16 protein-coding genes are annotated in these 18,668 nt (G+C 60.9%); 10 read left to right on the forward strand and 6 right to left on the reverse strand.

Annotated features, from left to right (window positions below; genetic code table 11):
• Positions 1-86: 86 nt before the first annotated feature.
• Positions 87-605 (reverse strand): LPS assembly lipoprotein LptE, encoded by a 519-nt coding sequence (gene lptE / locus ACST81_RS02290; protein WP_438751189.1) that lies wholly within the window; start codon positions 603-605, stop codon positions 87-89.
• The gene (leuS, locus tag ACST81_RS02295; protein WP_438751190.1) at positions 592-3,216 is read right to left on the reverse strand and encodes a leucine--tRNA ligase; all 2,625 of its coding nucleotides are present in this window, start codon (positions 3,214-3,216) and stop codon (positions 592-594) included. The genes lptE and leuS overlap by 14 nt, the downstream gene beginning before the upstream one ends.
• Before the next feature lie 214 nt (positions 3,217-3,430).
• On the opposite strand from leuS, the gene ACST81_RS02300 reads away from it, so the two are divergent.
• Positions 3,431-4,090, forward strand: a complete 660-nt coding sequence (locus ACST81_RS02300; protein ID WP_438751191.1) for a YggS family pyridoxal phosphate-dependent enzyme — start codon at positions 3,431-3,433, stop codon at positions 4,088-4,090.
• A 90-nt stretch (positions 4,091-4,180) separates the two neighbouring features.
• On the forward strand, positions 4,181-6,088 hold the full coding sequence (locus ACST81_RS02305; protein ID WP_438751192.1) for a propionyl-CoA synthetase: 1,908 nt from the start codon (positions 4,181-4,183) through the stop codon (positions 6,086-6,088).
• A gap of 5 nt (positions 6,089-6,093) precedes the next feature.
• Here ACST81_RS02305 and ACST81_RS02310 read toward each other — a convergent pair whose 3' ends face one another.
• Positions 6,094-6,975 carry a LysR substrate-binding domain-containing protein gene (locus tag ACST81_RS02310; protein ID WP_438751193.1) on the reverse strand — a complete coding sequence of 294 codons (882 nt, stop codon included), beginning with the start codon at positions 6,973-6,975 and terminating at the stop codon, positions 6,094-6,096.
• A gap of 137 nt (positions 6,976-7,112) precedes the next feature.
• Here ACST81_RS02310 and ACST81_RS02315 point away from each other — a divergent pair, with 137 nt between their 5' ends.
• Positions 7,113-7,499, forward strand: coding sequence for an ectoine synthase (locus tag ACST81_RS02315; RefSeq protein WP_438751194.1), 387 nt, complete (start codon positions 7,113-7,115; stop codon positions 7,497-7,499).
• Between the two features lie 68 nt (positions 7,500-7,567).
• Here the strand turns inward: ACST81_RS02315 and ACST81_RS02320 are convergent, their stop codons facing one another.
• A complete protein-coding gene (locus tag ACST81_RS02320) occupies positions 7,568-8,269 on the reverse strand; it encodes a DUF1013 domain-containing protein (protein ID WP_438751195.1) in 702 nt (233 codons plus the stop codon).
• Between the two features lie 231 nt (positions 8,270-8,500).
• Here ACST81_RS02320 and acs point away from each other — a divergent pair, with 231 nt between their 5' ends.
• Positions 8,501-10,450, forward strand: coding sequence for an acetate--CoA ligase (gene acs, locus ACST81_RS02325; RefSeq protein WP_438751196.1), 1,950 nt, complete (start codon positions 8,501-8,503; stop codon positions 10,448-10,450).
• Between the two features lie 357 nt (positions 10,451-10,807).
• On the opposite strand, the gene ACST81_RS02330 is transcribed toward acs, so the two are convergent.
• Complete coding sequence (locus ACST81_RS02330; protein ID WP_438751197.1) at positions 10,808-11,230, reverse strand: thermonuclease family protein; 423 nt, start codon at positions 11,228-11,230, stop codon at positions 10,808-10,810.
• A 101-nt stretch (positions 11,231-11,331) separates the two neighbouring features.
• The gene (locus ACST81_RS02335) at positions 11,332-11,580 is read right to left on the reverse strand and encodes a DUF1674 domain-containing protein (RefSeq protein ID WP_438751198.1); all 249 of its coding nucleotides are present in this window, start codon (positions 11,578-11,580) and stop codon (positions 11,332-11,334) included.
• 68 nt (positions 11,581-11,648) lie between these two features.
• Here ACST81_RS02335 and htpX point away from each other — a divergent pair, with 68 nt between their 5' ends.
• From htpX to ACST81_RS02365, 6 genes are all read left to right on the forward strand, one after another.
• Positions 11,649-12,608: a zinc metalloprotease HtpX gene (htpX, locus tag ACST81_RS02340; protein ID WP_438751199.1), complete on the forward strand. Its 960-nt coding sequence runs from the start codon at positions 11,649-11,651 to the stop codon at positions 12,606-12,608.
• Positions 12,605-14,023: an RsmB/NOP family class I SAM-dependent RNA methyltransferase gene (locus ACST81_RS02345; protein WP_438751200.1), complete on the forward strand. Its 1,419-nt coding sequence runs from the start codon at positions 12,605-12,607 to the stop codon at positions 14,021-14,023. The genes htpX and ACST81_RS02345 overlap by 4 nt, the downstream gene beginning before the upstream one ends.
• Before the next feature lie 203 nt (positions 14,024-14,226).
• Complete coding sequence (locus ACST81_RS02350; RefSeq protein WP_438753340.1) at positions 14,227-15,912, forward strand: heparinase II/III family protein; 1,686 nt, start codon at positions 14,227-14,229, stop codon at positions 15,910-15,912.
• 121 nt (positions 15,913-16,033) lie between these two features.
• Positions 16,034-17,647 (forward strand): bifunctional phosphoribosylaminoimidazolecarboxamide formyltransferase/IMP cyclohydrolase, encoded by a 1,614-nt coding sequence (gene purH, locus ACST81_RS02355; protein WP_438753343.1) that lies wholly within the window; start codon positions 16,034-16,036, stop codon positions 17,645-17,647.
• A gap of 345 nt (positions 17,648-17,992) precedes the next feature.
• Positions 17,993-18,241, forward strand: coding sequence for a plasmid stabilization protein (locus ACST81_RS02360; protein WP_082477853.1), 249 nt, complete (start codon positions 17,993-17,995; stop codon positions 18,239-18,241).
• Positions 18,238-18,651 (forward strand): type II toxin-antitoxin system VapC family toxin, encoded by a 414-nt coding sequence (locus ACST81_RS02365; RefSeq protein ID WP_438751201.1) that lies wholly within the window; start codon positions 18,238-18,240, stop codon positions 18,649-18,651. Before ACST81_RS02360 ends, ACST81_RS02365 begins: the two co-directional genes overlap by 4 nt.
• The last annotated feature ends 17 nt before the right edge of the window (positions 18,652-18,668 follow it).

The raw sequence follows: 18,668 nt of genomic DNA on the forward strand, positions 1-18,668 counted from the left end.
CCGGCCAGATAAATTCTGCCCGTCTACCCGACGGACGAAGATCGACCGGCTATGTACAGTGAGAGCTGGAACCAGCCCAGCTCTGTTCAGCGGCCAACAGCGGCCGCGAGGTCGGCGCGGATGATTTCGGCAAGTTCCTTCGCGGCGCGTTTTTCAGCGTCGCGCGTGGCGCGAACCTTGGCGAATTCCTGTTCCGGGAAGTCGACCAGCGCCACCGCGCTGCGATTGCCGGAGCGTACGGTTTCACCGGTATCGGATCGTGTCAGATTGTAGTCGGCCATGACGACAACGCGTCCGGCGCCCGCCGTATCCGATTCCTGATCGTAGAGCACGCCCTTGACGTCACTGGTGACGGTGAGCGCCAGCTTGTACTGGGCACTGGCCGGTTCGCCTGCCCCGCCAGACGTCAAAAAGATCAGGTCGTTGCGCACGAGTTGCTCGACGCGGTCACCGGCCTCCGAGATCTCGATCGACGCCAGCGCCGTTCCGGCCTTGCCCTGCGCGCCGTCGGAATAAAGCGGCTTGACCTGGCAGCCTGCAAGCAGCGCGAACGTGCCGAGCGCCAGAAGCCGTGCGGATCTTTGAGCTTTTTCAGACAACGACATTCACGATCCTCTGCGGCACGACGATGATTTTCTTCGGGCTTTGGCCACCCAGAGCGGCCTTGACGGGGTCGAGGGCCAAGACGGCGGCCTCGATCGCAGTCTGATCCGCATCGCGCGCAATTGTCAAATCCGCACGCTTCTTGCCGTTGATCTGGACCGGCATGGTGACGTCGTTTTCGGCCACCAGCGCCTCGCCATAGACCGGCCAAGCGCTTTGGGCGACAAGACCGCTTCCGCCGATTTCCTGCCAGCACTGCTCGGCGAGATGCGGCATCATCGGGGCTAAGAGATTGATCAGGATTGTCGCGGCGTCCTTGACAGCGGCGATCGTTGGCTGATCGGCCGTGCCGGCAGCAACTTGGCCCAACGGACCGGCAAGAGCATTCACGAGCTCGTAGAGATGCGCCACGGCCTTATTGAAGGCGAGCTTGTCATAGTCCGCCTGAACAGCCTTCAGCGTCTTGTGGGCGAACTGGGAGATCGCAAGGGCTGCTCCGCTCGAGGCGGGTGCCGCTTCCGCGCCCTTCAGCACCGGGGAGCCTTCCGAGATCAGCCGCCACAGCCGCTGGACGAAGCGATGCGCACCTTCGACGCCGGCTTCCGACCAGATGACGTCGCGATCCGGCGGCGAGTCCGACAGGACGAAGAAGCGAGCCGTGTCGGCGCCGTAGGAAGCGATGATGTCATCGGGATCGACGACATTTTTCTTCGACTTCGACATCTTCTCGATCGAGCCGATGGCAATCGGCTCGCCGGTTTCGATCAAGGTGGCCTGACGTTTGCCGTCGATCTCGACGATGGTGATCTCCGCCGGTGTGACCCATTCGCGCTGGGCGCCCTCGCCGCGGCTGTAAGTCTCGTGCACCACCATGCCCTGGGTGAACAGGCCCTTGAAGGGCTCGTCCAGTCCGGCATGACCTGTGGCTTTCATTGCCCGGGTAAAGAAGCGCGAATAGAGCAAATGCAGGATCGCGTGCTCGATGCCGCCGATATATTGGTCGACGGGCAACCAGCGATCGACGGCCGTCCGGTCGGTCGGTGTCTTTTCCCAGGGCGCGGTGAAGCGAGCGAAGTACCAGGACGAATCGACGAACGTGTCCATCGTGTCGGTTTCACGCCGGGCATCCTTGCCGCAATGTGGGCAGGATACATTGCGCCACGTCGGATGACGGTCGAGCGGATTGCCCGGCTTGTCGAAGGTGACATCGTCGGGCAGCTTGACCGGAAGGTCCGCCTTCGGCACGGGAACGACGCCGCAATCATCGCAATGGATGACCGGGATCGGGCAGCCCCAGTAGCGCTGGCGCGAAATACCCCAGTCGCGCAGGCGGAAATTCACCTTGCGCTCCGCTTGCGGCGCATTGCCGAGCGTGGTCTGCTCCAACGTCGAGGCGACCTTTTCAAAGGCATCCTCGATCGTCAGGCCGTCGAGATGGCGCGAATTGATCATCACGCCGTCGCCGACATAGGCTTCGTTGCCAATGATGAAGCTCGCCGCATCGCCATCCTTCGGCATGACCACGGCAACGACCGGCAGGTCGTATTTGCGGGCGAAGTCGAGGTCACGCTGGTCGCCGGACGGGCAGCCGAAGATGGCGCCGGTGCCATAGTCCATCAGCACGAAGTTTGCGACATAGACCGGCAATTCCCAGCTCGCATCGAGTGGATGCTTGACGCGGATGCCAGTGTCGATGCCTTTCTTTTCGGCCGTTTCCAGCGCTGCCAGCGAGGTGCCGGCGCGCCGGGTTTCATCGCAGAAGACTTCGATCTCGGCATTGCCGGCAGCGGCCTGGCGCGCCAGTGGATGGTCTGCGGCGATGGCCAGGAACGAGGCGCCAAATAGCGTGTCGGGGCGCGTCGTATAGACGGCGACCTCGGTCGCATCGGCAGTGCCCGGAACGATTTCCCAGCGGATCGTCAGGCCTTCGGAGCGGCCGATCCAGTTCTTCTGCATCAGCCGGACCTTTTCCGGCCACTGGTCCAGCCTGTCCAGCGAATCGAGCAGATCCTGGTTGAAATCGGTGATGCGGAAGAACCACTGCGTCAGTTCACGCTGTTCGACCAGCGCGCCGGAGCGCCAGCCGCGACCGTCGATCACCTGTTCATTGGCCAGTACGGTATTATCGACCGGGTCCCAGTTGACCTTCGACTGCTTGCGGTAGACCAGGCCCTTTTCCAGGAAGTCCAGGAACAGGTGCTGCTGGTGCTGGTAATAGTCGACATCGCAGGTGGCGAATTCGCGCGACCAGTCGAGCGACAGGCCCATCACCTTCAGTTGCGCCTTCATCGAGGCAATGTTCTGGTAGGTCCAGGCGGCTGGGTGTACGCCGCGCTCCATGGCGGCGTTTTCCGCCGGCATGCCGAAGGCATCCCAGCCCATCGGATGCAGGACGTTGTAACCGCGCGCGCGCTTGTAGCGAGCCACGACGTCGCCCATTGCGTAGTTGCGGACATGGCCCATATGAATTCGGCCCGACGGATAGGGGAACATTTCGAGCACGTAATATTTTTCACGTGGGTCGCTGTTGTCAGTCGTGAAGACGTTCTTCTGGTCCCATTCCTGTTGCCAGCGGGGTTCAGCATCGCGCGGATTGTAACGTTCGGTAGCCATATGATCGATGTTCCGGAAAATGTGTGCGAGGGGAAATCAACCCCTCCGATATTTGGCGTGACCTTCACCATGAAACAAGCGTAGCGTCAAGTTTTCGAAGGCTTTGCGGCAAAAACTTTAGACGTTTGAAGGCCGTTTGGCGGATTGCCGGTTGGCAGCTTGAGTTTGTTTGGGTATTGCGCCGGATATGCGGCCACGGACGGAGAAGACGGCGATGAGCGTTGAAGAGCAGTTGAACGATGTCCTGAGCCGGATTCAAGACAGCGAAACCCATTACGGGCGCGAGGCCGGCAGCGTGGCGCTCGTGGCGGTATCGAAAACTTTCGATGCCGAGGACATTCGCCCGGCCATCAATGCCGGACAGCGCATCTTCGGCGAAAACCGGGTTCAGGAAGCGCAAGGCAAATGGCCCGAACTGAAGGCGGAGACGCCGGATCTCGAACTTCACCTGATCGGTCCGTTGCAGTCCAACAAGGCGGCGGATGCCGTGGCCCTGTTCGATGTCATCGAAACCATCGACCGGGAAAAGATTGCCCGGGCGATCGCCACCGAGATCACCCGCCAGGGAAAACCCGTCCGCCTCTATGTCCAGGTCAATACCGGCCTCGAGCCGCAAAAGGCCGGTATAGTACCGGACGAGACGGTGGCTTTCGTGACGCTCTGCCGCAACGAGATCGGCATTCCGGTGGAAGGCCTGATGTGCATCCCGCCGGCGGATGAGAATCCCGGTCCGCATTTCGCGTTGCTGGCCAAGCTCGCCGAACGCTGCGGGCTCGATAAGCTGTCCATGGGCATGTCGGGCGATTTCGAAACGGCCGTCCAGTTTGGCGCGACGAGCGTGCGCGTCGGGTCCGCGATTTTCGGAACTCGCTGAGCCTTTCGTCTGGCTTCTCTGTTTCCGCACAATCTCCTATGCTTCCCGGCGGAGGCCGGCTTGTCCGGTATGGGAGTGGAGGAAACGGCTATGGCGGGCAGCTATTCCGAGGTTTATGGTGCGTGGAAACGGAATCCCGAAGCGTTTTGGGCCGAGGCATCGCGGGACATTGACTGGTTCAAGCCGTTTGATCGGGTGTTCGATCCGGCTCTTGGTGTTTACGGCCACTGGTTTCCCGGCGGCGAGACCAACACCTGCTACAATTGTCTCGACCGTCAGGTTGCCATCGGCCGCGCCGACCAGACGGCGCTCATCTATGACAGCCCGGTCACCGGCACCGTCGAGCATTGGTCCTACCGCGCCATTCTGGACGAGGTCATCGCCGTCGCGGCCGTCTATCGCGAACTGGGGATTGGCAAGGGCGACCGGATCATCATCTATATGCCGATGATCCCGCAGGCGGTGTTTGCCATGCTGGCCGCGGCCCGCATCGGCGCCGTCCATTCCGTTGTCTTCGGAGGCTTCGCGGCAAACGAGCTCGCGACACGCATCGCCGATAGCGAGGCGAAACTGATCGTATCGGCGAGTTGCGGTATCGAGGGCGGCCGCAGTATCGCCTACAAGCCGCTGCTCGATGCGGCGATCGATCTGAGTGCACATAAGCCAGCGCACTGTCTGTTGTTTCAGCGGGAGATGCTGCAAGCAGAGATGCGGCCCGGCCAGGACATCGATTTCGCCGCCGCCGTCCAATCCGCCAAACAGCGCGGCGAAGAGGTTCCCTGCACGCCGGTGTTGGCGACCGATCCGCTCTATATCCTCTACACGTCCGGCACGACCGGCCAACCCAAGGGTGTAGTGCGCGACAATGGCGGCCATATGGTCGCGCTGAAGTGGTCGATGCAGCATTTTTTCGGCATCAAGCCGGGAGAGGTGTTTTGGGCGGCGTCGGATATCGGCTGGGTCGTCGGTCACTGCTACATCGTTTACGGGCCGCTGCTCAACGGCAGCACGTCCATTCTCTACGAGGGAAAGCCGGTTGGCACGCCGGATGCGGGCGCCTATTGGCGCGTTATCGAACAGCACGGCGTCGTCACTCTCTTCACCGCGCCGACTGCCTTCCGCGCCATCCGCAAGGAGGATCCGGAAGGTGCGCTGATGGATAAATACGACCTGTCGAAACTCCGCGCCCTGTTTCTCGCCGGCGAGCGGGCGGATCCCGACACGCTCACCTGGGCGGAGCAGAAGCTCGTTGTTCCCGTCATTGATAACTGGTGGCAGACGGAAACGGGTTGGCCGGTCGCCGGAAATCCGATCGGGCTGGAATTACTGCCAGTGAAACATGGTTCGGCTGCGGTGCCATTGCCCGGCTACGACGTTCAGGTGCTCGACGATGCCGGTCATCCCGTTGGGCCGGGCACGCTCGGCAATGTCGTCATCAAGCTGCCGATGCCGCCCGGCTGCCTACCGACTTTCTGGAATGCCGACGAGCGCTTCCGTCAAGCCTGCCTTGCCGAATTTCCCGGCTACTACCGCACCGCCGATGCCGGTTATATCGATCAGGACGGCTATATCTTCATCATGTCGCGCACCGACGACATCATCAATGTTGCCGGCCATCGCCTGTCCACGGGGTCGATGGAGGAGGTCTGCGCCAGCCATGCCGATGTCGCCGAATGTGCGGTCATTGGCATCGCCGATCCGATCAAGGGTCAGCTTCCCGTCGGTTTTCTGGTCATCAATGCGAATGTTTCCCGTGAAACAACCGAGATCGAACAAGAGGTCGTGGCGCTGGTGCGTGAAAGAATCGGCCCAGTCGCCGCTTTCAAGACCGCAATCTGCGTCAAACGGCTGCCCAAGACCCGCTCCGGCAAAATCCTGCGCGGCACCATGCAGAAGATTGTCGACAAGGAAAGCTGGAAGATGCCGGCGACGATCGACGATCCCGTGGTGCTCGATGAAATCACCGCTGCCTTGCACGAACGCGGCATCGGCACATGATCTCTTTAGCCGGATTCTGTCTCGCACCGGGTGACGGATGAAAACCAGTCGCAAAACTGCTGTGCCGCTTGGCTTGCCGGTCTGGCGGTGATCAGGAAATAGCCTTCGTTGCCCAATGTCTCGATATCGGAGAGAATCACGAGGTCGCCCCGGTCGATTTCGCGGCGAAAAACCTCCGTCGGGCAGAGCGCGATGCCGTGGCCGGCAATCACGGCGGTGGCGAGCAGATTGAAATCCGGGAACACGGGTCCGCGCGGCGCCTTGTCTGGCTGAAGACCAGCCATGCGGCACCAGTTTAGCCAGCGCTCCGGCGTTTCATCATGCAGAAGATCGGCCAAGGCGATCTCCTCAGCCGTGTCGGGCCGCCCGCGACGTTCCAGATAGATCGGACTGGCGACCGGCCGGTTGGCGCGGGAAAACAGCCGGACGCATTCCCTGCCCTCCCGCTTGTCTTCGCCGAGCGTAATCAGCACGTCGCAATCGGCATCGCTGAACTGCTGTTCGGCCATGGCATAGACCACACGCACATTGATATCCGGATGCAGCGCCAGGAAATCGGCTAGTGCCGGAATTAGCCAGCGCGTCGCGATCGAGGCGATACAGGCGACTGTCAGCTCGCCGGTTGTCTTCAACCGGAATGCCTGTGCCTCCGCCTCGATCCGGGCAAGCGACACGGAGAGCGTCTGGGCGAGCGCGGCCGCCTCGGGCACCAGCCGCACGCTACGCTTTTCGCGCACGAACAGCGGCCGGCCGAACCAGTCCTCGAGCAGCCGGATCTGGTGGCTGACGGCGGCATGCGTCACATGCAATTCGTCGGCTGCCCGGGAAAAGCTGTTGAAACGGGCGGCGGCTTCCAGCACACGCAGGGCGCTCAGCGATGGCAACATGGTCAAGTTTTCCTCACCTCTACGGTGAGAAAGGATCATTTGTTCGGGTGAGGAAATCAAGAGATACCGTGCAATTGGAAGCGGTGATCAACTGCCGCCATCTAAAACGTCAAATTTTCCTTGAGGAAGGTCTAGCTATGTTCGTTCGCAATCTCGCTGAGGTCGAGGAAACCAGCCATTTCGTCGAATGGGGCAGCGGCACCAGCCACCGTCTGCTGACCGAGCGTGATAGAATGGGTTTCACGGTCTGCCACACGGTCGTGAGGGCCAATACGACCTCGCTGCTCGAATACCGCAACCATCTTGAGGCCTGTTATTGTATCGCCGGCAGGGGCGAGGTCGAGGACATGGCTGGAAATGTTTTTTCGATCGTTCCCGGCGATATCTACGTGCTCGACAAGAACGACAAGCACTACCTGCGGGGCGGCAAGGACGAGGATCTGATCCTTGTCAGCATCTTCAATCCGCCGCTCAAGGGCACGGAGCGGCACCGGCTGGATGCGGGCGAAGGCTCCGCCTACTGATTCAGCTTTTAGGCATAAAAAAACCGGATCAGCCGATCCGGTTTTTGCGTGGGAACGATGCGCTCCAATCAGTAGGCGTCGTCTTCGTCTTCATCCTTGCGGTCGGACTTGAGCGCCTTGAGCTTGGAGAAGACAGCATCGGCGTCGATTTCCTTTTCCTCTTCGCGTTCGTAGGAGAAAGGCAGCTTCTCGGTCTCGCGCGAGGCTTCGAGCGTCGCGCCGAGCTCGGCGGCGGTCGGCAACGGGCGGCCCTTGTTGGCGCGTTCGACTTCAAGGTCGAGATCGATCTGCGTGCAGAGGCCAAGCGTGACCGGGTCCATCGCCGTCAGGTTGGTCGAGTTCCAGTGGGTGCGGTCGCGGATCTGCTCGATCGTCGACTTGGTGGTGCCGACGAGACGCGAGATCTGGGCATCCTTCAATTCGGCATGATTGCGAACCAGCCAGAGAATGGCGTTCGGACGATCCTGACGCTTGGAAACCGGGGTGTAGCGCGGACCCTTGCGCTTACTGTCGGGAACGCGCACTTTCGGCTCGGAAAGCTTCAGCTTGTGGTTCGGGTTGCCTTCGGCGCGGGCGATTTCGTCGCGCGACAGCTGACCGGTGCCGATCGGGTCGAGGCCCTTGATGCCCTGCGCGGATTCACCGTCGGCGATGGCCTTCACTTCGAGTGGGTGCAGCTTGCAGAACGTGGCGATCTGCTCGAACGACAGGGCAGTGTTGTCAACAAGCCATACGGCCGTCGCTTTGGGCATAAGCAGTTGTTGAGCCATGGATATAGTCCTTCTGTCCGTCCGCGCCGGTGTCGCGGGCCGTGGGGTGTAACCACTCATTTCCGGGAAATTAGCGCCTCTATACCCTTGTCGTCTCAGAAATGCAATTCTTCTCGATGAAATGACCTTTTGTCTAATGGACGCGGTGCCTTGACCTGATATGTATGCGCCCGAAGAGGGCGTGCACGGGGAGATGTGCCGCTCGGAACTGCCTGCGCAGGGAGGAAATCAATGTCGTCCAAGGTGTATCCGGTCTTGAAATCGGCGCGCGATCGCGCGCTCATCGACAATCAGAAATACCAGAACTGGTATCGCGACAGTATCGAGGACCCCGACAAGTTCTGGGGCAAGCACGGCAAGCGCATCGACTGGTTCAAGCCCTATACCAAGGTCAAGAACACCTCCTTCAAGGGCAAGGTCTCGATCAAGTGGTTCGAGGACGGCCAGACCAACGTTTCCTATAACTGCATCGACCGGCACCTGAAGAAGCACGGCGACCAGGTGGCGATCATCTGGGAAGGCGACAATCCCTATATCGACAAGAAGATCACCTATAACGAGCTTTACGAGCATGTCTGCCGGCTGGCCAACGTGCTGAAGAAGCACGGCGTCAAGAAGGGCGACCGCGTCACCATCTACATGCCGATGATCCCGGAAACGGCCTATGCGATGCTGGCCTGTTCGCGCATCGGCGCGGTGCATTCCGTCGTGTTCGGCGGCTTCTCGCCGGAAGCGCTGGCCGGCCGCATCATCGATTGCGAATCGACCTTCGTCATCACCTGCGACGAGGGCCTGCGCGGCGGCAAGCCCGTGCCGCTCAAGGAAAACACCGATGCCGCGATCGATATCGCCGCGCGCAATCACGTCCATGTCAAGAATGTCCTGGTGGTGCGTCGCACCGGCGGCAAGACCCGCTGGGCGACGGGCCGCGACCTCTGGTATCATCAAGAAGTGCAGAGCGTGAAAGCGCATTGCGAGCCGGCCAAGATGAAAGCCGAGGATCCGCTGTTCATCCTCTATACGTCCGGCTCGACCGGCAAGCCGAAGGGCGTGCTGCACACGACGGGCGGTTATCTCGTGTGGACCGCGATGACGCACGAATATGTCTTCGATTATCATGACGGCGACATCTACTGGTGTACCGCCGATGTCGGCTGGGTCACCGGCCATTCCTATATCGTCTACGGCCCGCTTGCCAATTGCGCCACCACGGTCATGTTCGAGGGTATCCCGACCTTCCCCGATGCCGGTCGTTTCTGGGAGGTCGTCGACAAGCACAAGGTCAACATCTTCTACACGGCGCCGACGGCGCTCCGCTCGTTGATGGGCGCCGGCGACGACTATGTGAAGCGCTCGTCGCGCTCCTCGCTCCGGCTGCTCGGCACAGTCGGTGAGCCGATCAATCCGGAGGCGTGGGAATGGTATTACCATGTTGTCGGCGATGCCCGCAGCCCGATCGTCGATACCTGGTGGCAAACGGAAACCGGCGGCCATATGATCACGCCGCTGCCGGGCGCCATCGATCTCAAGCCGGGTTCGGCAACCGTGCCGTTCTTCGGTGTCAAGCCGGAACTGGTGGATGCGGAAGGCAAGGTGCTGGAAGGGGTGGCTGACGGCAATCTCTGCATCGCCGACAGCTGGCCCGGCCAGATGCGCACCGTCTATGGTGACCACGAGCGCTTCATCCAGACCTATTTCTCGACCTATAAGGGCAAATACTTCACCGGCGACGGCTGCCGCCGCGACGAGGACGGCTATTACTGGATTACCGGCCGCGTTGATGACGTGCTGAACGTCTCCGGCCATCGGCTCGGAACGGCGGAAGTGGAATCGGCGCTCGTGTCGCATCACGATGTCTCGGAAGCGGCTGTCGTCGGCTATCCCCATGACATCAAGGGCCAGGGGATTTATTCCTATGTCACGCTCATGAGCGGCGTCGAGCCGACGGACGACCTGCGCAAGGACCTGATCACCCATGTCCGCAAGGAAATCGGCCCGATCGCCTCGCCCGACAAGATCCAGTTCGCCCCCAGTCTGCCGAAAACCCGCTCCGGCAAGATCATGCGTCGCATTCTGCGCAAGATCGCCGAGGATGATTTTGGCGCGCTCGGCGATACCTCGACGCTTGCCGATCCGGCTGTCGTCGATGATCTGATCGCGAACCGGCAGAACAAGAAGTAGGTCGATTTCCCTTTCTCCCTGCCGGGGAAAAGGTGCCCGAAGGGCGGATGAGGGACCGAAGGACCTAGATATGCTGCTCCAGTCTCCGTCCTCCTCGCCCTCGTGGCGGGGATCCAGCGACCCGACGTCCGTCGGGTCAAAAGACTCTTTCAGCCCAACGACTTGGGCTGGCTGGATTCCTGTGACAAGCACAGGAATGACGGCGATCTTGGATGCTACCAAGCGAACGGACAGTTACGTCAAGCGTTGAACATCTCATAGCATCCGCGCGTTGATAATCCGGTTTGCTCCTTCCGACCTGTCCATCGTCCGCTTGCACTCTGCGATTCTCCAACCTCCCAAGAGCGAGAGTTCACGTCACCAGAACGACGACGCACATTCCTTCGACTTCCGTCCGCCCCCATAGGGCCTGACATAACCCGCCGACAGCATTTCCTGAGCCGGATTCCGTCCGTCAGAAAAGCTGATATCGGCGAGGACCCGGCCGAAATATTTGTCACCGGAAATATGGAAAAGCTGGATCTCCGGTTGGTCTCTGATCAGGTCGGTCAGGGCTTCCCGCGCTTGCCTTCCGGCATCGCGCGTCGCGGCACAGGAAGACTTCAGTTCCGGGGCGTCGATGCCGCGCAGGCGCACAAAGACTTCCATCGTCTGCTGCGGCCAGGGCCGCGCCGCGACCAGGATCGTGTCGCCGTCAATAACGCGGATGATCTCAGCGCTCACTGGCCCTGCGATTTCCATGCGCCGGCTAGATTCAAAGGCAAGTGCTTGCCCGGCCATCGAAAGAGCCAACAGGGTTGCGAAGAGGTGGGGACGAGTGCAAAACATTATGATTAGGAAAATATACCGATCACGACGCAAAGACAACAGGAATTATTTCCTTAAAAATCGATGGCGCGACCATTGATCTCCCAGTCGCCAAACCGAGAGGGTTCGGCGCCGCCGCGTCCGCCCAGTTCCTCGGGTAGTTCCGCTGGCTTCTGTGTCCGCCGGCGTTCTTCCGCCTCGGCAAGGGCGCGTTTGGCGGCCGGTGTCAATGGCTTGCGCGGCTCGACTTGTTGATTATCATTATCGTTCAGCATGCGAATTTCCGGTAAAAAGTTGAAGAAACAGCCGTCGGTCACCATCATATAGGAAACTCGCGTGCTGGCGAAACCATGATTCACGTGAAACGCTGGCAGATTTGGGAGACCGATTGATGAATCTGATGCGCACCGCGATGCTTCTGGCCTTTATGACCGCATTGTTCATGGCGGTCGGATTCTTGATCGGCGGCAGAGGCGGTATGATGATCGCACTGGTGATCGCTGCCGGCATGAATTTCTTCTCCTACTGGAATTCCGACAAGATGGTGCTGCGCATGTACCGCGCTCAGGAGGTCGATGAGCGCTCGGCGCCTGAATATTATGGCATTGTCCGGGATATGGCGCACAATGCCGGCCTGCCGATGCCCAAGGTCTATGTGATCGACAATCCACAGCCGAACGCCTTCGCTACCGGCCGCAATCCTGAAAATGCCGCCGTTGCAGCCTCGACGGGTCTTCTGCATGCTCTGAATTATGACGAGGTCGCTGGCGTCATGGCCCATGAACTGGCGCATGTGCAGAACCGCGATACGTTGACCATGACACTGACGGCGACGCTGGCCGGTGCGATCTCGATGCTCGGCAATTTTGCTTTCTTCTTCGGCGGAAACCGTGAAAACAACAATCCGCTCGGCTTCATCGGCGTGCTCGTGGCAATGATCGTCGCGCCGCTTGCAGCAGCCATCGTTCAGATGGCGATTAGCCGGACACGCGAATATTCCGCCGACCGGGGTGGCGCCGAAATCTGCGGCAAGCCGCTGGCGCTTGCCTCGGCGCTGGCCAAGATCTCGAACTTTTCCCATCAGGTGCCGAACGACGATGCCGAGCGCAATCCGGCAACGGCCCATATGTTCATCATCAATCCACTGTCCGGCGAGCGCATGGACAACCTGTTTTCCACCCATCCGGCCACCGAAAACCGCATTGCCGCGCTTGAACAGATGGCGCGAGAGATGCAGTCGGTCTCGACGCCGCCGGTCAGGGCTGATAATCCGGGGCGCAAATCGCGCTCCGTGCCGCCGACAGGCTGGGGTCGCGGTGGTTCCGAACCACCGAAAGGTCCCTGGTCTTGACATCCGACGACGACAAGAACGCTTCGCATCCGAAACGAAACCGCCGCGTACCCCGCCGAGGGGAACAAGGTGCAGATACCACGGCCATCCAGCGCAGTGAAAAGCCCGGAATCCGGGCTCGCCAGGCAGCCGCCAAGATGCTGGCCGCCGTCATTGACCGCAAGACGTCGCTGGATGGCATGCTCGATGCCAACAATGGCAATCCGGTCTATCGTGAACTGAACGAGGCGGACCGCGCGCTGGTTCGCGCGATCCTCAATTCGGCGCTGCGCCAGTTGCCGCGTATCGAGGCAATAATCGGCTCGCTACTGCAAAATCCGTTGCCGGCAGGCGCGCGGGCACTTGATCACGTGTTAACGGTCGCCGCCGCGCAAATTCTTTATCTTGATATTCCCGATCATTCGGCTGTCGATCTCGCGGTCGAGCAGGCGCAGATTGATCCGCGCAACCGGCGCTTTGCCAGTCTCGTGAATGCCGTTCTGCGCCGCATGTCGCGCGAGAAACAGGAGCTGATCGAGACTGTCGGCGCCAAAATCCCGGCCATTCCCGCCTGGTTCCACAAGCGGCTGGTCGCCTATTACGGCGCCGAGGAAGCGGCCCGTATTGCCGACGCCTTGCTGACCCCTGCCGCCATCGACCTGACGGTGAAATCGGATGCCGAAGGCTGGGCGGGGAAACTGAACGGCCGCCTGTTGCCGACGGGTTCCGTGCGGCTCGCCGCATTTTCCGGCGCCGTGCCGACACTTGAAGGTTTCGAGGATGGCGAATGGTGGGTGCAGGACGCAGCCGCCGCCCTTCCCGCCCGGCTGTTCGGCTCCCTGGATGGCAAGCGTGTCGTCGATCTCTGCGCCGCTCCCGGCGGCAAGACTGCACAGTTGATTCAGGCAGGCGCCGATGTCACCGCGCTCGACCAGTCGGCAAGCCGGTTGAAGCGCCTGCAGGGCAATCTTGCCCGTCTCGGATTGAATGCGGTAACGCAGGAGATCAACATGGCCGATTTCCGCACCGACGAGCTGTTCGATGCGGCCTTGCTCGATGCGCCCTGCTCCTCGACCGGCACGATCCGCCGTCATCCCGATGTGCTCTGGACCAAGGGGCCTGAAGATATCGAGAAATTGGCCGCGTTGCAGGAAAAGCTGTTGCGCCACGCGCTGACCCTGGTCAAGCCGGGCGGTGTCGTGGTCTTTTCCAATTGCTCGCTTGACAAGCGCGAGGGTGAAGAGGTGGTGGAGCGGGTTCTTGCCAATGGCGGCTGTGAACGCGTGGCGATCGATCCGGCCGATTGGCCGGGACTTGAAGTCGCCATCACGCCGTTGGGTGAATTTCGCACCACGCCGGCCATGATCGCGCCCGAGGATGGTTATGCCGGCGGCCTTGACGGCTTCTATGCGGTCATCCTGCGCCGTAACGCCTAGATTTTGTTCATCAACAGGCAGATTCGGGCCGTCAATTGACGGATTCTCCGCGTTTGCCTAACAATGGTGCGACGATCCATAAAAGTTTAATGACTTTTCAGGCAGGATCGGTGTCCTAGTTGTATCTGGTACGGACAGCCGTCATTCCCGTTTCCCTGCGGCATGACCCCGTCCGGAAATGGGGGAAGACGCAGGCGTCGATGATGCAGATTTCGGACCGGCAAAGGCTTCTCTATCTGTATCTGCGTGAGGCTTGGCGCCGCTTCTCGCGACGGCTTGCCTTGGGCCGGAATTCCGCGCTGCGTTTCGCCGGCACCGCGCCGGACCGCCTCATTGTCGCCCCGACCGATCTGCGTGCCGTCGATCCCTTCGTCGCCCAGGAAATCCTGCAGGGGCGTTTTCCGCTGGCCGGCCGTGCGTTGGATACGGAAGGCGAGTCTCCCTTCGAGATCGACCTGCCCTCGCGTGAATTCGGCGTCCGTCTGCATTCCTTCGGCTGGGTGCGCCATATGCGCTCGGTCAAGGACGAGGAATCCCTCGGCCAGCTGCGCAGCATCGTCAATGACTGGATCGCCACCCATGGCCGCTCTATCGGCGGCATCGCCTGGGAAGCCGATATCCTTGCCCAGCGCATTATTTCCTGGCTGTCGCATTCGCCGATCATCCTGCGCAATGCCGAGCATCCGTTCTACCGCCGTTTCCTGAAGAGCCTCGCTTTCCAGGTGCGCTACCTCAAGCACATCACCGACACGACGCCCGACGGCGAAGCGCGGCTGAGGGCGCGTATCGCGCTCGCCATGGCCTCCGTCGCCATGCCGGCCTCGGCAAATACGATCCGCAAGGCGGCGCGCAATCTCGATCAGGAGCTCGACCGGCAGATTCTTGCCGACGGTGGCCACAGTTCGCGCAATCCGCGGGCCGGCCTCGAGCTGCTGTTCGACCTGCTGCCGCTACGCCAGACCTATGTCAATCTTGGCCATGACGTGCCGCAACGGCTGATTTCCTGTATCGACCGCATGTATCCGGCGCTGCGTTTCTTCCGCCATCAGGGTGGCGAGTTGGCTCTGTTCAACGGCGCGACCTCGACGCTCGGCAATGAGTTGATGTCGGTCCTGCGTTACGACGAGACCGCTGGCGCGGCGTTCAAGGCGCTGCCGCTGATCGAGTACGAGCGCCTGGCGACCGGCAATGTCGTCATCATCATGGATACCGGAATGCCGCTGTCGGCGGAATTGTCGCGCACGGCCCATGCCGGCTGCCTGTCGTTCGAAATGTCCTCGGGACGATATCGCTTCGTCATCAATTCCGGATCACCAAAGTTCGCCGGCGAACGATTCCGCCAGCTGGCCCGCCTGACAGCAGCGCATTCGACCGTAACGATCAACGATCGTTCGTCGTGCCGCTTCTCGGAATCGCGGTTTCTTGGTCCCATTGTCACCGGTGGCGTCTCGAAGGTCGCGGCGCGCCGTGAGGAGCGTCAGGGCCAGCCGGATGCGATCATCGCCAGCCATGACGGCTATACCGGCGCCTTCGGTCTGGTGCACGAGCGCGATCTCAGCATCAATGCCCAGGGAAATATGGTGCGCGGTCGCGATCGACTGCACCAGCCGGATGGTACCGAGCCCGCGGACACCAACACGGCCACGGCTGTAGCGCGCTTTCACATCCACCCGTCGATCACGCTGCGCCAGCACAGTCCGCACGAGATTTACCTGACAGCGCCCGATGGCGAAACCTGGCTGTTCACCTGCCGCGACAGCGAAGTGGTGATCGAGGAGGACATCTTCTTCGCCGACCCCTCCGGCGTGCGCAAGAGTTCGCAGATCACGGTCACCTTCGCCGCCGCTTCGCAACCGGAAATCCAGTGGATTTTCACCCGCGAAGGCTGACAATCGCACCTGCAGCACGGACTCGGCGCTGAGCCCGGTTTCTTCGCGGGAAAAGCTGTGTTAACGGCAGGCGGACATCTTCCGGCCCCGATATCCGGCGCCGCCCCCAAGGAGCTTGATGATGGCTGTCGCCTCCAAGAAAATTCCCGCCCCCGATCAGGTCACCGTTCGCACCGCGCTTCTGTCCGTTTCTGACAAGACCGGTATCGTTGATCTCGCCCGCGCGCTGCACGACAAGGGCATCCATCTCGTCTCGACCGGCGGCACGCACAAGGCACTGTCGGATGCCGGTCTGCCGGTGACCGACGTGTCCGAGATCACCGGTTTTCCGGAAGTCATGGATGGCCGGGTCAAGACGCTGCATCCGGGTGTGCATGGCGGCCTTCTGGCAATCCGTGACGATCAAGAGCATGTCGAGGCGATGACGACGCATGGCATCAAGGGCATCGATCTCGCCGTCATCAATCTCTATCCGTTTGAGGATGTGCGCGCCAAGGGCGGCGATTACCCGACGACTGTCGAGAATATCGATATCGGTGGTCCGGCGATGATCCGCGCCTCCGCGAAGAACCACGCCTATGTCACTATCATCACCGATGCCTCCGATTATGCCGGCCTGATCGCCGAACTCGGCGCCGGTGCCGCTACCACCTTCTCTTTCCGCCAGAAGATGGCCGCCAAGGCCTATGCGCGCACCGCCGCCTATGACACCGCCATCTCCGGCTGGTTCGCCGAGGCGCTTGACACGCCGATGCCGCTTCACCGCACCATCGGCGGCGTGCTGAAGGAAGAGATGCGCTACGGCGAAAATCCGCACCAGAAAGCCGGATTCTATCTTACCGGCGAAAACCGTCCGGGCGTCGCGACGGCGACGCTGCTGCAGGGCAAGCAGCTTTCCTACAACAATATCAACGACACCGACGCCGCCTTCGAACTCGTTGCCGAGTTCCTGCCGGAAAAGGCGCCGGCCGTTGCCATTATCAAGCATGCCAACCCCTGCGGCGTCGCCACCGGGTCGACCCTGCTCGAAGCCTATGAGCGGGCGCTGGCCTGCGATTCCACCTCGGCCTTCGGCGGCATCATTGCGCTGAACCAGGAACTCGATGGCGCAACAGCTCAGGAAATCGTCAAGCTGTTCACCGAAGTGATCATCGCGCCTTCAGTCAGCGAAGCTGCCCGCGTCGCCATCGCCGCCAAGCCGAACCTGCGTCTGCTGGTCACCGGCGCCCTGCCCGATCCGCGCATTCCCGGTCTGTCGGCCAAGACCGTTGCCGGCGGTCTGCTGGTCCAGACGCGCGACAACGGCATGGTCGAGGACCTGGAACTGAAGGTCGTCACCAAACGCGCGCCCACAGTGCAGGAACTGGAAGACATGAAGTTCGCCTTCAAGGTCGCCAAGCATGTGAAGTCCAATGCCGTCGTCTATGCCAAGGATGGCCAGACCGTCGGTATCGGCGCCGGCCAGATGAGCCGCGTCGATTCCGCCCGTATCGCCGGCCTGAAAGCCGAGGAAGCCGCCAAAACGCTCGGTCTTCCCGCCCCGCTCACCCGCGGCTCCGCCGTCGCCTCGGAAGCCTTCCTGCCCTTCGCCGATGGCCTGTTATCGATGATTGCAGCCGGCGCCACCGCTGTCATCCAGCCCGGCGGCTCGATGCGCGACCCTGAAGTCATCGCTGCCGCCGATGAAGCCGGCGTCGCCATGGTCTTCACCGGAATGCGCCATTTCAGGCATTGATCGGGTAAAGTTGCTCAGGACGCTGCCATCTTGATGACAGTCAGACTGCTGACAAACTCACAAGCCGATTGTTTGAGAATGCGGCAACCCACTCTCCCTCATCCTCGCCCTCGTGGCGGGGATTCAGTGACCCGACGTCTGTCGGGTCAAAAGACTCTTTCAGCTCAATGACTTGGGCTGACTGGATTCCTGTGACGAGCACAGGAATGACGGAGAGGATGGTGGCTTCAGACGTCCCAAATAACCTCCGGGATCGCGGAAAGATGACTTTGTCGGCACACTGACCGCCATCTTGATGGCAGCGTCTTTGCAATCCATATTTGAATCTACTCGGGAGCTTCAAATATGGCAGAACCGCAATTGTCAGTCCGTAGCGCCAGAGCCCGCGATCTGGCTCACCGCTTGGCCCGTCGCGAAAACCGTTCTGTCGCCGAAATCGTCGAGCGTGCGCTCGAATTCTATGAAAGCCGCGAAACGGGCCGTGAACCCGCTGCCGTTTTCTACCAGCGGCTGGCCAGTAGTTACGGCACAGATATCGATCTCGATGCTGTTATCGGCGAGAACCGGCGTCCTCATGCCGGGCCTGAGCTTTGATCTTCCTCGACACCAATGTCATTTCGGAGACGCTGCGAAAAGAGCCCTCGGAAGCAGTTCTTCCCTGGCTGATACGCCACGATCCGGAGATCGCCCTCTCATCCGTTGCAATCGCCGAGATCGCTTTCGGCATCCAGAAGATTGTTCCCGATCAGCGTTCGATCCTGCTTGAGCAGGGATTGAACGATTGGCGTAGACGCTTTTCCGGTCGAATCTTCGCCCTGACTGAAGAAGCGGCAATGGCCTATGGTGACATCATGGGGACGGCATACAGGCAAGGACGTGGCATGTCCGCTCCGGATGGAATGATTGCCGCCATTGCCCGGGTGAACGGCGGACGCTTGGCGACACGTAATCTCTCCGATTTCAGCACGACAGGTCTTGAGTTGATATCGCCTTGGGAATTCTAACCCAATGGACTTTGCGG

Source organism: Pararhizobium sp. O133, from assembly GCF_051669845.1.
In the GTDB taxonomy this organism is placed as follows: Bacteria; Pseudomonadota; Alphaproteobacteria; order Rhizobiales; family Rhizobiaceae; genus Pararhizobium.

What these genes read in the sequence shown, in the direction of transcription:
- lptE (WP_438751189.1), bottom strand. Translation starts at nt 605, where the DNA reads ATGTCGTTGTCTGAAAAAGCTCAAAGATCCGCACGGCTTCTGGCGCTC.
- leuS (WP_438751190.1), bottom strand. Translation starts at nt 3,216, where the DNA reads ATGGCTACCGAACGTTACAATCCGCGCGATGCTGAACCCCGCTGGCAA.
- ACST81_RS02300 (WP_438751191.1), top strand. Translation starts at nt 3,431, where the DNA reads ATGAGCGTTGAAGAGCAGTTGAACGATGTCCTGAGCCGGATTCAAGAC.
- ACST81_RS02305 (WP_438751192.1), top strand. Translation starts at nt 4,181, where the DNA reads ATGGCGGGCAGCTATTCCGAGGTTTATGGTGCGTGGAAACGGAATCCC.
- ACST81_RS02310 (WP_438751193.1), bottom strand. Translation starts at nt 6,975, where the DNA reads ATGTTGCCATCGCTGAGCGCCCTGCGTGTGCTGGAAGCCGCCGCCCGT.
- ACST81_RS02315 (WP_438751194.1), top strand. Translation starts at nt 7,113, where the DNA reads ATGTTCGTTCGCAATCTCGCTGAGGTCGAGGAAACCAGCCATTTCGTC.
- ACST81_RS02320 (WP_438751195.1), bottom strand. Translation starts at nt 8,269, where the DNA reads ATGGCTCAACAACTGCTTATGCCCAAAGCGACGGCCGTATGGCTTGTT.
- acs (WP_438751196.1), top strand. Translation starts at nt 8,501, where the DNA reads ATGTCGTCCAAGGTGTATCCGGTCTTGAAATCGGCGCGCGATCGCGCG.
- ACST81_RS02330 (WP_438751197.1), bottom strand. Translation starts at nt 11,230, where the DNA reads ATGGCCGGGCAAGCACTTGCCTTTGAATCTAGCCGGCGCATGGAAATC.
- ACST81_RS02335 (WP_438751198.1), bottom strand. Translation starts at nt 11,580, where the DNA reads ATGATGGTGACCGACGGCTGTTTCTTCAACTTTTTACCGGAAATTCGC.
- htpX (WP_438751199.1), top strand. Translation starts at nt 11,649, where the DNA reads ATGAATCTGATGCGCACCGCGATGCTTCTGGCCTTTATGACCGCATTG.
- ACST81_RS02350 (WP_438753340.1), top strand. Translation starts at nt 14,227, where the DNA reads ATGCAGATTTCGGACCGGCAAAGGCTTCTCTATCTGTATCTGCGTGAG.
- purH (WP_438753343.1), top strand. Translation starts at nt 16,034, where the DNA reads ATGGCTGTCGCCTCCAAGAAAATTCCCGCCCCCGATCAGGTCACCGTT.
- ACST81_RS02360 (WP_082477853.1), top strand. Translation starts at nt 17,993, where the DNA reads ATGGCAGAACCGCAATTGTCAGTCCGTAGCGCCAGAGCCCGCGATCTG.